Source organism: Lysinibacillus sp. SGAir0095 (genome assembly GCF_005491425.1).
In the GTDB taxonomy this organism is placed as follows: Bacteria; Bacillota; Bacilli; order Bacillales_A; family Planococcaceae; genus Ureibacillus.
On the sequence record NZ_CP028083.1, the window covers coordinates 3,241,667 to 3,256,844 of the forward strand.

The window sequence follows — 15,178 nt, forward strand, 5'->3', positions numbered from 1 at the left end:
AAATATATCATAATTAAATTATACAATATGACACATTTTGATAATACAACAATATATGACATTATTTGAAAATGTCAAGTTCACAATATGACATCTCATGAAATTTAATGTAATATAGATACACAAACATAAATAGAAAGGGGTTAGCAGATAACATTATGAGCCTAACTTTAGGTAGTAAAATAAAAGATATAAGATTAAATTTAGGTCTTAGTCGAGAAGAATTTGGAAGTTTAATAAATGGAGCAAATATAAGTCTAGTTTCTAAATGGGAAAATAATAAAAGTGTACCTGGAATTGAGAGACTACATCTTATAGCTAAGCAGGGTAATATTACTTTTGAGGACTTAATAAAACACGAAGATTCTAATTATTTTTCAGAGAAGATAGAAAAGATAAAACAAGAAATTGATAAATCATATACTAATTTAAAAAGAATTGAAATGGATTTAAATGAAGCTGAAATTAAAACAAGAAATGCTAAACTAAATTCAACGACTGCTTTAGAGATATTTGATTTTATTGATACTCAATATGCCCCTTCTCACCTAACAAAGAAGATGAACATTGAATTAGAAAAACTCAATCTATTAAAAAATGAGTTAAAAGAATTGGCGAGATTATCAGAAAAACTGAAGTCATACGAAGATTATATTGAAGTTGAGGAAGTACTAAATAATCCACATAAAAATTTAAATGAAATAAGTATAGAGAGAATTTTATCATTAGATAGTAAAATTACTTTAAATAATAAAACTTTATCAAAAGAAGAAAAAGAAAAAGCACTACAAATACTTAAGCTTGTCTTTAAATAATAAATACACTTCCCCTTAAACACTTGCCCCCACAAGCATCTAATAGGAGGAAATACTATGTCAAATATACAATGTTACAAAGCAAAAGATGGGAAAAGACTATACAAATTTCAAATTTATATTGGAACTGATCCACTTACAGGTAAGCGTAAAAAAACAACTAGAAGTGGATTTAAGACAAAGAAAGAAGCACAACTAGAGCTCTCCCGAATTCAATTAGAAATATTTAAAGGTACATTTACTAAGCAGGCTGCAGAAACCTATCAAGACGTATTTAAATTATGGATTGTACAATATGAGAAATCAGTTCAAGAAAGTACTTTTGTTAAAACAACAGGTCTCTTTAAAAATCATATTTTACCTTCATTAGGCCACTATCGAATTAGTAATATAAATGTGGATGTTTGTCAAAAACATGTTAATGAATGGTTTAATAGGTTACAAAAGTTCAGAACTGTGAAGGCTTATTCCTCAAAAGTATTGGATTTTGCCATGAAGCGTGGCCTTATACAAAGCAATCCAATGAAGTTGGTGGAAACACCTATTCGTCTAGAGCAACCCGATGATGATGGACTAGAAAATTTCTATACACGTGAACAATTATTAACTTTTTTAAAATGCTTAGAAAAAGAGAATAATTATAAAGCTTATGTGTTTTTCAGACTATTAGCATATAGTGGTATGCGAAAGGGAGAAGCTTTAGCTCTAACATGGAATGATATTAATTTCAAAGATAGTGAAATTCGCATAAATAAGGCTTTATCGCGTGGAAAAGATAATCAGCTTTATGTGAAAACTACAAAAAATAAAAAAGCTCGTACTATCAAAATGGATAACTCAACAATGGATATATTAAGGAATTGGAGAAAAAAACAGGAACAGGATTATTTAGTGTTAGGTTACAGTACTACTAGCCTGAAGCAGCTTGTTTTCAGTAACGAGGTAAATTCATTTCTTCAGCCAACTAAAACACGCAAATGGATTATATATGTGCAGAAAAAATACAATCTAGACAAAATTACAACACACGGATTACGTCATACTCACTGTAGTTTACTATTTGAAGCAGGTGCAACCATTCCAGAAGTTCAAGAGCGATTAGGTCACGATGATGTTCAAACAACAATGAACATTTATACTCATGTAACGAATAAAGCAAAAGAAAATGCTATTCTTAAATTCGTTAATTACTTAGATGATTCTAACGAAGAAACTACCGAATAAAAAATGCCAAAAAAAATGCCATTGGTTGAAATCCATTGAGTTTTTATGAAACAGACAAAATAAAAAACCCTTGATTTACAAGGGTTTTGACACTGTTTGAAATCAGTTGATTTCGTATTATGGAGACGGCGGGAGTCGAACCCGCGTCCAGAAACTCCAATACTTAAGCGTCTACGCGTGTAGTCTGCCTATTTACGATTCGCGTGGCATTATGCCGACAAACAGGCGTCCTGCACGCTAGCTTGGAAATCTCTTGCCGGTGACTCAAGCGGCACCACCGACCGTATCCCACTAAAGTTGGGCCCTACGTTATCCACATGGGCGATGGATAGGCAGAGCGCTTACGAGCTTACGCTGCGAAAGCTAAATTTTGTTGTTTGCCAGTTATTATATAACTTCCGTTGATGACGGAGCCGAGACCTCCGACGCGCAGCTCAAGCTTGAACCATCCCTGTCGAATCCGTAACGTCCCCCTATATAAGAGAGATGTGTTTTCACACATACGGCATAAAAGGCGGTGAAGCTTTAGCCTTTAGCTACTGGCAATTTGTATACTTAGTATAAAACATTTTTGGATAATCAGCAACACCTCTGATTATTCCTTTCTTTCTAAAGTTAACCAACCAAAGAATTACACTATTCTTATACCCTTTAGTTAAACGGTCAAACATTAATATTATTTTCAGATAATAATATCTTCTTTTAATATTGGTTCTTAGCCTTAAACGCACGTTCCATTTCACGCTTGGCTTCCTTCTTCTTCAGATCATCACGCTTGTCGTAATTTTTCTTACCCTTACCTACGCCGATCAATAGCTTTGCATATCCGTCTTTGATGTACATTTTTAGAGGGACGATTGTGTAGCCTTCTTGTTTAGTACGACCGAGTAGTTCACTGATTTGCTTTTTATGTAAAAGCAATTTACGCACACGTAATGGATCATGGTTGAAACGGTTCCCTTGATCATATGGGCTGATATGCATATTGGAAATCCATGCTTGGTTATTACGGATTTGAACGAAGGAGTCCTTTAGTTGAATCTTCCCTGCTCGAATTGATTTGATTTCTGTTCCTTGCAAGACCATTCCGGCTTCAATCGTTTCTTCGATGAAGTAATCATGGTTTGCTTTTTTGTTTTGTGCTAATACTTTTCCAGTTCCTTTTGCCACTTGCGACACCTCACAATCTTTCATGTCAAAACAAGATTTTAGATTTGCTTTGATACAAAACAATACCCCAAGTGCGAACTTCAATCACACTTGGGCTAATTCAAATTATCGTTTTTTCGATTTTTTCTTTTTGTTTTTCTTTGCTACGCCTTCGTAAAACTTTTGCTTTTGTTTTACTTTGCGTTCGCCTGAGCCTGAACCACCTGAACCAGAGCCACCACCAGATCTATCTTGGCCTCTTGATTCTCCACGGCGTCCGCCTCTTCCTTTTTCATCGCGTTCGCCTTCTTTTACGCGACGGCCACCACCACGACCTTCTCGACCTTCGCCTTCAGATCTTCTGCCTGAACCGGCATGAATGACTTTTGGCGCGCTTTTGCGTGTTCGGCCACCATATGATTTCACCATATCGACCACTTCAAAGTCAACAGAGGACTCTTCTATTGTAACATTTGCGACGCGAACCTTCACCTCATCCCCAATACGGAAGATGCGGCCTGTGTGTTCACCCACCATGATCATTTGACGGTCATCAAAACGATAATAGTCATCTGTCATATTGCTGATGTGAACAAGTCCCTCGATTGTATTTGGCAGCTCCACGAACATTCCGAAGTTTGTAACGGACGAAACCATCCCTTCGAATTCTTCGCCAATTTTGTCGGACATGTATTGTGCTTTTTTCAGTGCGTCTGTATCACGCTCGGCATCGACTGCACGGCGTTCACGTTCAGATGTATGGTCGGCAATTTCATCCATTCTCTGTGCCCATTTGAACTGCGTTTCTTTCGATAGATCCCCTTCGATTAGGTACGTACGAATTAATCGGTGAACAATTAAGTCCGGGTAACGACGAATTGGTGATGTAAAGTGCGTATAGTAATCCGTTGATAATCCAAAGTGACCAATCGATTCAGGGTAGTACTTCGCTTGTTGCATCGAGCGAAGTAGCATTGTCGAGATGACCGGCTCTTCCGGCATTCCTTCGATTGCTTTAATAATTTCCTGTAACGCTTTTGGATGTACTGAATTTCCTGAACCTTTTACCACTAGCCCGAAGTTTGTTACAAACTCAAAGAAGCGTTGAAGCTTTTCCGGTTTTGGGTCTTCGTGAATACGGTAAATGAATGGTACGTTCATCCAGTGGAAATGCTCTGCCACTGTTTCGTTGGCAGCAAGCATGAATTCTTCAATCAAACGCTCGGATACAGTACGTTCACGAAGAACGATATCCTGTGGCCAACCTTCATCATCCACCAACACTTTGGACTCTTTAAAGTCAAAGTCGATGGCACCGCGCTCCATACGTTTCGTTCGTAGGATTTCCGCTAAGTCCGCCATGTCCTTGAACATCGGCACAAGCTTTTCATAGCGCGCTTTTAACTCTTCATCGTCCTCTTCCAAAATCTTATAAACATCCGTATACGTCATACGTTCCGCTGTCTTAATAACACTTTGGAAAATTTCATGCTCCACTACTCGTCCGTTTTGGTCAATTACCATTTCACATGAAAGTGTTAAACGGTCCACCTGTGGATTTAACGAACAAATCCCATTCGATAAACGGTGTGGAATCATCGGAATCACTCGGTCTGTTAAATAGACACTTGTCGCTCGATCATAGGCTTCCTCATCAATAATCGAGCCTTCTGTTACGTAATAGCTAACGTCAGCAATATGAACACCTAATTTATAAGTGCCATCTTCATTTTTCGTTACCGTTACGGCGTCATCCAAGTCCTTCGCATCGGCACCGTCGATTGTCACAATCATCTGGTTACGTAAATCACGGCGACCAACTAAGTCAGCTTCCGTAATTTCGTCCGGCACTTCCCCGGCTGCATCGACTACTTCTTGTGGGAACTCTGGTGGAATGCCATGCTTGTAGATGATGGATAAAATATCGACACCCGGGTCATTTTTGTGTCCCAGGATTTGTGTAATCATCCCAGTGGCAGATTTGATTTCATCTGGCCAATTCGTTACTTCCACGACTACCTTATGGCCATCTACTGCACCAAGGGAATCTTCCTTTGTCACGAAAATATCCATATTTAACTTCTTATCATCCGTTACAACAAATCCAAAGCCGCGATTCGCTTGGTATGTACCGACAAAAGTCGTTTTGCTGCGTTCGATAACCTTTGTGACAGTACCCTCTCGTCGATCACCTGATGTCTCTTTTAACACACGGATCAGCACGATGTCTCCATTTAAAGCACCGTTGATTTCGTGAGGTGGAATAAAGATATCATCCATTCCCTCTTCTTCAGGTGTCACGAAACCAAACCCTTTGGCATGGCCGATAAATTTCCCGCGAAGCAGGTTCATACGCTCCGGCAGTCCATAACGGTTCGCACGGGAACGGACAACGGATCCTTCGTCTTCCATGCGGACAAGCGTTTTAATTAATTCCTTGAATTCCTCTGCGTCTTCTAACCCGAGCAATTCTTCTATTTCATCCACCTTTAGCGGTTTATAGTCGTCTTGTTTCATTAAATCTAATATACGCAGTTGTAATTCATTTTTTTGTGCCATATATTTTCCCTCCTTTTTGCAATACTAATTGTATCTCACGTATCGATTATTCATTTTCCCAATCCAGTGATTGTAAAAACTCATAAACCGTTTCATGTAATAATTGTTTTTCTTTATCTAGCGTAATGACATGCCCTGAATGCTCGAACCATTTGATTTGTTTGTTTAAGGATTCCACCTCTTCGTATATAGTATGAGCAGATTGAGGGTCAATAATTTCATCATTTTTAGATTGTATGACGAGAATCGGCGCATATACCATATCCAGCTCTTGGCGAACGTCTGATACCAGCTGCTGTAATTGTGGTAGGGAAGGCATTCCTTTGGATTTTATGACCTCTACTTCTTGTTCGATCATTTCCTCGGATTTCCCTTCAAAACGCTTATAGTCCTTCGCATACTTCAGAACCCCTTGAAACATTTTGTCGGTCGTTCTCATCGTCATGGGGGAACACATCGTAACGATTCCCTTTACAGGCTCCATTAAACTTAGTTTTAAGGAAAAGACGCCCCCTAATGACAAGCCTACAACGGCAATTTCATCGTAGCCAGCTTCTTTTAATGTTGCGTAGCCCTTCTGGACGTCTTGCCACCACTCATCTGGAGAAGTGACGATGAGTTCCTCCGGTGGAACACCATGCCCTTTATAGTGAGGGGCGTGACTTGTATAGCCTTGTTTTTCAAGAAATCGCCCAAGCATCCTTACATCCGAAGAGCTACCTGTAAACCCATGTAGAAGTAGGACAGCACGTTTTCCTGCTTGAAAGAAAAATGGTTTTAATTCGGCATTACGCATAGATTCGGTCCTCCAAAAATTTCTTATGTATACAGTATTTTCTCCTATTATTATAAATCAAAACACGTACTGCTTGTTGTTTGTGCACTTATTAATTTATTGGAGTAGTATGTGGAGTGATTGTAGTTTGTATTACTTGCGAGTTTTGTGTGCTTAGTTGCGAGTTCGGACCTTTTACTTGCGACTTTTGCTCGCTTACTTGCGACTTTGGATGATTTACTTGCGACTCCAAGTTTTACTTGCGAATTCAAGTTAGTTACTTGCGAGTTCGGGCCTTTTACTTGCGACTTTTACTCGCTTACTTGCGACTTTGGATAATTTACTTGCGACTTTGGATAATTTACTTGCGACTCTAAGTTTTACTTGCGAATTCAAGCTATTTACTTGCGAGTTCGGGCCTTTTACTTGCGACTCCAACTTTCACTCGCGAATTCGGGCCACTTACTCGCCACTCCCCACAAATTACCTTGCCTACATAACTTTGGTAATTTTCAAAGTTAAATTAAAACGCCTAACCATGCTCGGTTAGGCGTTGCATTCTTTATGAATCAATCTATCCGTTATATTTTTACGATTGCTAAAGCTAAGATAAAGAATAAAACTGCAAGAACGATTGTTATTCTATGTAAGACTAAATCCATTCCTCTTGCTTTTTGTTTACCGAAAAGTTGTTCAGCTCCACCTGAGATGGCACCTGATAATCCTGCACTTTTCCCAGATTGTAATAATACGATCACGATCAATGCAAGGCTTACGATAATTAGTAATGTTAAAAACAAAGTATGCATAACTCCACCTCCTGAAATAGAAACTTCATTAGAAAACTTGACTTATCGCCAAGCTTTTTTAGGTGATAAGCCTTAGTTGCACTTATGGCTATAACGAAAGTTTGAAACTTTTTTATAGGCCAACAAAGTACATTATAGCAAAAATAGGTTGAAAATACAATAATCTAACGGCATAATGATTGACAAAACTATATTTCCTTCTTTTAACTATCTTCCTGATGTGAACTTTCCATTAAACTATTTTTCTTCATTTAAGAAGAAAATTGGCTGAGACTCCATTCCTAATCTACTAAAAATGTCCCACTCCCTAACTTAGTAGTTTCTCACTATTTCTAACTTAATAATGTTTTATTCTCTTTTTCTACATATTAAACTAATTTTTCAGAATTTTATTGTAATTCTAAAATCTTTGTCATAGAATGATAAGCAAACAATCGAAAAGGAGTTACATCAGCATGAACACTTTACAAAAAATCGGAAAGTTCGCCGGCGATACTTTCGCACTTTGGGTTTTAGTCGCTGCTGGCTTTGCTATTTGGCTACCTGAAAACTTTACATGGTTAGGGAATTATATTACGCCATTATTAGGAATCGTTATGTTCGGTATGGGGATGACGATTAAATTAAATGACTTTAAATTGATTCTAATGCATCCAAAAGGAGTGGCCATTGGCGTTGTTTCACAGTTTGTTGTAATGCCATTACTTGCTTTTGCATTGGCCAAGATCTTCGCACTATCTCCTGAAATTGCTGTAGGGGTTATTCTAGTAGGCTGCTGTCCGGGTGGTACATCTTCAAACGTTATGACTTACTTAGCAAAAGGAAATACTGCTTTATCTGTAACGATCACTTCCGTAACAACTTTACTGGCACCGATTATGACACCTGCATTAATCTATTTACTTGCTAGCGAATGGTTGCCAGTTTCATTTTCTGCAATGTTTATGTCTGTAGTAAAAGTAGTTTTAGTACCAATCATTTTAGGAATTTTAGCTCAGCTGATCTTCAAACCACTTGTTGAAAAAAGCGTTGCCATCTTACCGACAGTTTCCGTTATTGCCATTGTATTAATCGTAGCAGCGGTTGTAAGTGGAAGCCGCGACCGTATTTTAGAAACTGGGTTAATCATTTTTGCCATCGTTATTTTACACAACGGTTTGGGCTACTTATTTGGCTATCTGATCGGAAAACTATTCAAGCTTAACTATGAAGACAAAAAAGCGGTTTCCATCGAGGTTGGGATGCAAAACTCTGGATTGGGTGCGAATTTAGCCATGGCACACTTTGATCCAGTATCAGCCGTTCCAAGTGCCATCTTCAGCTTCTGGCACAATATCTCGGGACCGATTTTAGCAACTTATTGGAGTTCAAGAGCTTCTCGAAAAAATAAAGACAATGAACAAACAGATATTCCGGAAGTAGTAGAAGCATAAATTTTAGGGATTCCCGTAAAAGTGATGAAGTTACCTTTTGCGGGAATCTTTTTATTTCCATAGAAAACTCTTTCAATTTACATTACTTAACAATAATTTACATCCCTGAAACGCTATCTAAATAACCTTCTAATAGAATGAAAAACGAAAATACTATTCTATTAGGAGGATTTGTAAATGCCAGGTTTAAAGAAAAAATGGTTATCAGCAGCCCTAGTTGGAACACTTGCTCTATCATCGATCAGCTTTGCGACTATGAATGCACAAGCAAAAGAGAAAGAAAAGGACAAGAAAACAGAGAGTGCCAAAAATGTCATCATGCTAGTGATGGATGGAAGCAGTGATAACGTTAGTACGATTGCCCGTTGGTATAAGGGTGAAAGTTTAGCTTTAGATACTATTTTAACTGGAGCAGTTCGCACATATTCAGCTGAATCGGCAGTTACAGATTCCGCCCCTGCTGCAACGGCCCTTGCAACTGGAAATAAATCAAATAGTGGCTATGTTGGGGTATTACCATCCCTTGTAACGACTCCTGGTGTTGAACAGGTCGCGAAAGAAGATGCCTTTAAACCTGTAGCAAACGTATTAGAAGGAGCAAAACGTTCGGGACGAGCTACCGGAATTATTTCTACTTCTGAAATTCAACATGCCACGCCAGCCGGGTTTTCTTCCCATGTGACAAGTCGTTCAAATTACGATGATATTGCAGAACAGCAAGTATACCAAAACATCGATGTGGTCCTTGGTGGCGGGAATGATTCTTTAAATAAAACACGTAAAGACGGCGACAACTTACTGGAGATTATTGAAGATAAAAAATATGACTTTGTGACAACACGAGACGAATTACAATCATCAAAGTCCAAGAAAATTTGGGGAAGCTTTGCACCGAGCTCATTAGCCTATGAGTTAGACCGCGAAAAAACAAAGCCTGAAGAGCCATCTCTAGCTCAAATGACGGAAAAAGCAATTAATACATTAAAGCAAGATAAAGACGGTTTCTTCTTAATGGTCGAAGGAAGCAAAATTGACTGGGCTGCCCATGCAAATGATCCAATCGGAATGGTTACGGACTTCTTGGAGTTTGACGATGCGGTAGCGGAAGCTCTTGAATTCGCTGAAAAAGATGGTGAAACGCTAGTCATTGCTGTAACAGACCATGGGAACAGCGGGATTACAATCGGGAACACAAATACAAACTCAACTTATGATAAAACACCGGTTTCGGCTTATATCGATCCACTAAAAGAAGCAACAATGACGGTTGAAGGGGCTTTAAGCTTACTTAAAAAGGACAAGTCCAACTTAGTCGAAGTTGCAGAAAGCTACGGATTAAAAGATCTAACTGCTGATGAGTTAAAAGCTTTACAAACAAGCAAGAATTTAGGTTCAACACTGGTTCAGCTACTTTCTACTCGTGCCAATATCGGGTTTACGACTGGTGGGCATACAGGAGATGATGTCTTCTTGTATTCTTATGGGCCATCCAATCCAACAGGTTTAATCGAGAACACGGATATCGCGCATACAATGGCAAGCGCAATGGGCTTCCAATTAGAAGATTTAACGAATGATATCTTTGTAGATGCTAAAGCCGAATTCGAAAAACTGGGCTATACAGTTAAAATTGACGCAACAGATGCAAACAACCCAGTGTTTGTAGCAACGAAAAAAACCCGTACCATCACGATCCCGGAAAACAGAAATACGGTATCCATTAAAATTGGCAATTCAAAAGGCAACTTCACTCGCGAATTCAATACGGTAACAGTTTACAATGGCGATAAATTCTTTATCTCAGAAGTCATGCTGAAATTCGCTAAATAATTAACTAGTGGACAAAGAGATAAGGCACTCACTAATTTTTGAAGTGAGTGCCTTATTTAACATTTAAATGAACACTGGATCATAAAGATTATCAGTGTCAAGAAGCGTACTATTTGAAGCAAGAGCCAGTGGAACCATTGTCTCAAATAATAGATTTCCGTCTTCGAAGGTTAACTTCCTTAAATTGATGTTAAAGTATTCCTTCATCCTCGCTTCAGTCATCACGTCTTCCACCTTACCAATAAGTGCTTTCTTTTCTTTAGCTATCATTAGAATTTTATCTGCTAAATAAAAAGCATGATTAGGATAATGGGTATTTATTATACAAGAGATGTTATGAATTTTGGCTAATTTCTTTAATGTTTCTAAAATTACTACTTGTTTTTGAATATCTAAATGAGATTCTGGTTCATCAAGAATTAATACCTCTGGGTCAGAAACTAGTGTGCGTGCAATTAGAGCTAACTGTAGTTCTCCTCCACTTACTTCATTACACGATTTCTTGGCAAGATGTGTTATCCCTACCTCTTTTAAGGCTTTATAAGCTTTTTCATAATCTTCTTTACGAGGCTTCGACATAGAACTAATATATGGGGCTCGTCCCATTACTACTAAATCCTCTAAAGAATAACCAAAGATCATTTTATGTGCTTGGGGTACATAGCCGATTTTTTTCCATAGCTCTTTTTTTGGGATTTTTGATAATGGTTCTTCATCAATAAGAGTAATTCCGCTCTTCCATTCATTTAAACCTGTTATACATTTTAACAAGGTTGTCTTCCCGGCACCATTTGGACCTAGAATCGCCATTATTTCCCCACGATTTAACGTAAAGCTTATATCCGATTCATACATAAAAGTGGTAGTTTCTTTTTTCTTGGCGTAATAGAAATTGCCATCTCTCACTTCAATTTTCATGTCCAGCTTCCTCCTGTTTTCCTTAGTAAAAATGCAAAGAATGGCGCACCAACAATTGCTGTTAAAATAGAAATTGGGATTTCAGCTGCAGTTAAGGAACGAGCTAAGGTATCAATTATTAATAGATATGCTCCCCCAAGCGCTAATGACATCGGCAGGACCTTTTCATTATTCGATCCTACAAACATTCGAGCAATATGAGGTATTATTAATCCTACCCACCCAACAATACCAGCGATTGCAACCGCTGCTGCCGTACAGAGGGTTGCCCCAATAATGACTAACCATTTTAGTTTTATGACAGAAATACCAAGCGATTGGGCTTCTTCATCTGGCAAAGTAAGCAAATTAATTCGCCAACGTACTGCTAATAGTAGGAAAATGCCTATTAATAAAAGTGGCCCAGCTGTCCATAAATCACGGTATGTAGCAGTACCTAAGCTCCCCATCAGCCAATAGGTAATCGATGGTAATTTTTCTTCTGGGTCGGCAACAAATTTTGTTAATGAAATGAGGGCATTAAACAATGCACTCGTTACAACCCCAGCAAGTACTAGCATAAATATCGGCAGGTTTTTACCCACTCCGCCGATCAAATATGTAAATGCAATAGCCAAAAGGCCAAATAGTAAAGCGAAACCTTGTATTGCGTAGCCATTGCCAAATAATAAGATTCCGATAGATGCACCAAATCCTGCACCAGCTGCAACACCTAAAATATCTGCACTCACTAAAGGATTGGCAAACATCCCTTGGAAAGAAGCCCCTGAAATGGAAAGACCCGCACCAACAAGCAGTGCAAGAATAATTCGAGGTAAACGGACTGTCATTACGACATTGTATTCCATAGGAGTCCACGTTTCTTCTATCGGAAAGGCATGGGAAGTCAAGATTTTTACTACAGTTACAAAATCAACTTCAAAGCGCCCTATCCCTAGTGAAGCAACAGCAATGATTAACGGGAAAATCCAGCATAAAATCAATTTCCAATTTTTCATTTTGAATCCTCAAATCCTTTAATATTTCGCAGCATCAGATGAGGGATGCAAAATTTTATGAATGTCTTCATCGGTTAAATCAAATTCATAGAAATCTTTATAATACGATCTAATTTCTTCTTTCATCTCATAATTAAATAAATCCGGTTGGTTAATGTTTGCTAACCATTTCAGCATTAATGGGGCGTCTCCACTAGGTGGGAACCAACGATAAATACCTAAAGGAATTTTATAAACCTGTTTATTTTGCACTGCTGCAACTTGACTCCAGTCCTGCCCTTCAATCGTATTGTTATAAAGATCCTCTGGTTGAATTTCAGTAAAGTTTGTGATGAAAATTATATCTGGGTTCCAAGAGTATACTTGCTCCATATTTACATCCTTGCGTCCTTCAATCCCACCATCTGCAGCGACATCGTTTGCTCCAGTAGCCGTGAGCCATTGATTACCGAAGAAGTTTTTACCTGATACTGTAATTGCCTGGTCTGATAATTGGTAAATCATTAAAGAATTCGGTTTCTCTTCAGCCGATAAACTACCAATCTTCTCGTTGATTTCTTTCTGAACGGACTGGCCAATTTCCAAGAACTTATCAGCTCGTTCAGTTGTATCAGCGATTTGAGCTGTTAACTCCAACCAGCTATTAAAAGTTGCCAGTGGTTCAGCTGCTGCCGCATCTATTGCTTTAATGGCAACTGTATTAATACCTGATTTTCGAGCTAACTCGATTGATTTTTCATCTGTAGAAAGTTCAAAATACACGTCTGGATTAATTTTCATCAATTCCTCAATATTCATTTCTCCATTTTGAACAAAAGATGTATCAGCTCTTAGTACCTCAGGTGACATTTTAGCTAGTATGGAGTTTTCTGCTGCATTGAATGAGTTTGGATGCATTCCAATGATTTCTTTCGTAGAATTTGTAGCTACATACCAAGTATGGAAATAAGGGAGAATTGAACCTGTTACGACTTCATCCACAACTCCAGGAATAGTAACTTCACTTCCAGTTTGGTCAACAACAATTCGTTCTTCAGCCGTTGTTTGAATTTCAGCACCTTCTCCATCATTTTCATGTGTAGAATTTTTATCTCCATCTTCTGAACATGCTGCTAACACTAAGGCTGAAAAAGCAACAGTAGCCATTATTTTTTTACTTTTTAACATCTAAATCTTCTCCTTTTTACGTCGAATAAAATATTTCTTTCTTAATCTCAGGATAATTTTTATGTTTCAATTATCTAGTTGAAAACAATTCTCATTACTGCTATTATCATAATTGATAATGATTTTCATTGTCAATAATAATTAAATTTACTATACTAATATTTTTTTTGAAATGAATTAAGGAGATGAAAAAATGGTATCTATGAAAATACTAAAGTTAGACGGAGGTCACGCTTTCAGTAGAGATGATCGTGCAATGGCTGGGGCAAATGTTGAAATGAAAAATGTAACAAATCTCGATCAGTACAAATTGGCAACGACAGATCTAACTCCGTATAATGTTTTAGTTGTAACTGATTTTATTGACCAAGAACATTTATTTGAGAACAAGGAGATTATAGAGCGATTTTTAGACGATGGAAAAATTGTAATAGCATGTACACACATATTTAGAAACTGGCTATCTGGAATTAATCCGTTTATGCCAAGAACAATTAGAAATCATATGGACTATGAGATGAAGGTTACAAACATGAAGTCTATTTTCCGAGGCGTCGATATGTTGGAACTTGCCTACCGAAAAGGTGTCTCTGGCTTCTACGCACGTGGCTATCACCCTTTAGCTAATCAGGAGGTAGAAGTACATCTTGCATTCCTGGATGGAACTCCTATTACATTTGTTGACCGTACGACTACAAAGGGTACGATTGTCGCTCATTCTGGCCGCGACCTTCTAACTTATGAAACCGGTGAAAATTCTACACAGTTAATTTCAAAGCAAACTTTAGAATGGATTGAATCAGAGTTAGCCCTCTTAGATAGAGAAAAGGAGATATTAGCATGAGAAAAATAGCTACATTGTATGGTGGACATGCCCCCCACTTCCGTACTTTTCATGAACCTAAAATTAATCAATACCTTGAAAAAATAATTTATTTACCTCACTTCCGAGAAACTGATTTAGTGGATATGGATATCTTGATCGTTCCATCCCAATTACATCTTGAGTTATTATTAGACGCTGCTCCTGCAATACACAGATTTGCTGAACTTGGTGGGATTGTTGTAGCCTTTGGTCCACAGCCGATTGATTGGATCCCTAATCAAAATTGGGAATTACGTCCCACAAACTTTTGGTGGTGGTTAGAAGATGGCGCTGATAGTGGTTTACGTTTGGTTGCTCCAGAGTATCCATTATTCCGCGACAGTTTTTTAGACATTGCAAAATGCACTTGGCATCAACATGGCGTATTCCACCTCTCTGAAGGGATGGAATCTCTAATCGACATGAAAGACGGAGGTTCATTATTGTATGTAGATAAAGTAAGCACAAATGGCACTTGGATTGTGACAACTTTAGATCCTGACTTCCATTTTGGTTCATATTTTATGCCTGCTACAGAACAGTTTTTGATGGGCTTTATTCCATGGCTAGCCAGTGGAGAAATTTAGTAAAAAAATAAGAGACTGACATTTTTAAACGTCGGTCTCCATTTTCTAT

At 38.1% G+C, this 15,178-nt stretch carries 13 protein-coding genes and 1 other RNA gene; 6 read left to right on the forward strand and 8 right to left on the reverse strand.

Annotation, left to right across the window (positions count from 1 at the left end):
- Positions 1-158 precede the first annotated feature (158 nt).
- Both C1N55_RS16095 and C1N55_RS16100 read left to right on the forward strand, forming a co-directional pair.
- On the forward strand, positions 159-815 hold the full coding sequence (locus C1N55_RS16095; protein ID WP_137729759.1) for a helix-turn-helix domain-containing protein: 657 nt from the start codon (positions 159-161) through the stop codon (positions 813-815).
- 57 nt (positions 816-872) lie between these two features.
- On the forward strand, positions 873-2,039 hold the full coding sequence (locus C1N55_RS16100; protein WP_137729760.1) for a site-specific integrase: 1,167 nt from the start codon (positions 873-875) through the stop codon (positions 2,037-2,039).
- Positions 2,040-2,156: 117 nt separating this feature from the next.
- On the opposite strand, the gene ssrA is transcribed toward C1N55_RS16100, so the two are convergent.
- The 5 genes from ssrA to secG all read right to left on the reverse strand — a co-directional run bounded on the left by ssrA (position 2,157) and on the right by secG (position 7,331).
- Positions 2,157-2,512, reverse strand: a transfer-messenger RNA (tmRNA) gene (gene ssrA, locus C1N55_RS16105).
- Between the two features lie 229 nt (positions 2,513-2,741).
- Positions 2,742-3,209, reverse strand: coding sequence for an SsrA-binding protein SmpB (gene smpB, locus C1N55_RS16110; RefSeq protein WP_137729761.1), 468 nt, complete (start codon positions 3,207-3,209; stop codon positions 2,742-2,744).
- Positions 3,210-3,314: 105 nt separating this feature from the next.
- Positions 3,315-5,747, reverse strand: a complete 2,433-nt coding sequence (gene rnr / locus C1N55_RS16115) for a ribonuclease R (protein WP_137729762.1) — start codon at positions 5,745-5,747, stop codon at positions 3,315-3,317.
- 46 nt (positions 5,748-5,793) lie between these two features.
- Positions 5,794-6,543 carry an alpha/beta hydrolase gene (locus C1N55_RS16120; protein WP_137729763.1) on the reverse strand — a complete coding sequence of 250 codons (750 nt, stop codon included), beginning with the start codon at positions 6,541-6,543 and terminating at the stop codon, positions 5,794-5,796.
- A 560-nt stretch (positions 6,544-7,103) separates the two neighbouring features.
- The gene (gene secG, locus C1N55_RS16125; RefSeq protein ID WP_137729764.1) at positions 7,104-7,331 is read right to left on the reverse strand and encodes a preprotein translocase subunit SecG; all 228 of its coding nucleotides are present in this window, start codon (positions 7,329-7,331) and stop codon (positions 7,104-7,106) included.
- Between the two features lie 455 nt (positions 7,332-7,786).
- On the opposite strand from secG, the gene C1N55_RS16130 reads away from it, so the two are divergent.
- Both C1N55_RS16130 and C1N55_RS16135 read left to right on the forward strand, forming a co-directional pair.
- Positions 7,787-8,764, forward strand: coding sequence for a bile acid:sodium symporter family protein (locus tag C1N55_RS16130; RefSeq protein WP_137729765.1), 978 nt, complete (start codon positions 7,787-7,789; stop codon positions 8,762-8,764).
- Between the two features lie 177 nt (positions 8,765-8,941).
- Positions 8,942-10,594 (forward strand): alkaline phosphatase, encoded by a 1,653-nt coding sequence (locus C1N55_RS16135; RefSeq protein ID WP_137729766.1) that lies wholly within the window; start codon positions 8,942-8,944, stop codon positions 10,592-10,594.
- A 63-nt stretch (positions 10,595-10,657) separates the two neighbouring features.
- Here the strand turns inward: C1N55_RS16135 and C1N55_RS16140 are convergent, their stop codons facing one another.
- From C1N55_RS16140 to C1N55_RS16150, 3 genes are read right to left on the reverse strand one after another with little or no spacing between them, the layout of a single operon-like run.
- Positions 10,658-11,512 carry an ABC transporter ATP-binding protein gene (locus C1N55_RS16140; protein WP_137729767.1) on the reverse strand — a complete coding sequence of 285 codons (855 nt, stop codon included), beginning with the start codon at positions 11,510-11,512 and terminating at the stop codon, positions 10,658-10,660.
- A complete protein-coding gene (locus C1N55_RS16145; RefSeq protein WP_137729768.1) occupies positions 11,509-12,510 on the reverse strand; it encodes a FecCD family ABC transporter permease in 1,002 nt (333 codons plus the stop codon). The genes C1N55_RS16140 and C1N55_RS16145 overlap by 4 nt, the downstream gene beginning before the upstream one ends.
- An 18-nt stretch (positions 12,511-12,528) precedes the next feature.
- Positions 12,529-13,677, reverse strand: a complete 1,149-nt coding sequence (locus C1N55_RS16150; RefSeq protein WP_137729769.1) for an ABC transporter substrate-binding protein — start codon at positions 13,675-13,677, stop codon at positions 12,529-12,531.
- Positions 13,678-13,870: 193 nt separating this feature from the next.
- On the opposite strand from C1N55_RS16150, the gene C1N55_RS16155 reads away from it, so the two are divergent.
- Positions 13,871-14,521, forward strand: a complete 651-nt coding sequence (locus C1N55_RS16155) for a phosphate starvation-inducible protein PhoH (protein WP_137729770.1) — start codon at positions 13,871-13,873, stop codon at positions 14,519-14,521.
- Positions 14,518-15,129: a hypothetical protein gene (locus C1N55_RS16160; RefSeq protein ID WP_137729771.1), complete on the forward strand. Its 612-nt coding sequence runs from the start codon at positions 14,518-14,520 to the stop codon at positions 15,127-15,129. Before C1N55_RS16155 ends, C1N55_RS16160 begins: the two co-directional genes overlap by 4 nt.
- Positions 15,130-15,178 lie beyond the last annotated feature (49 nt).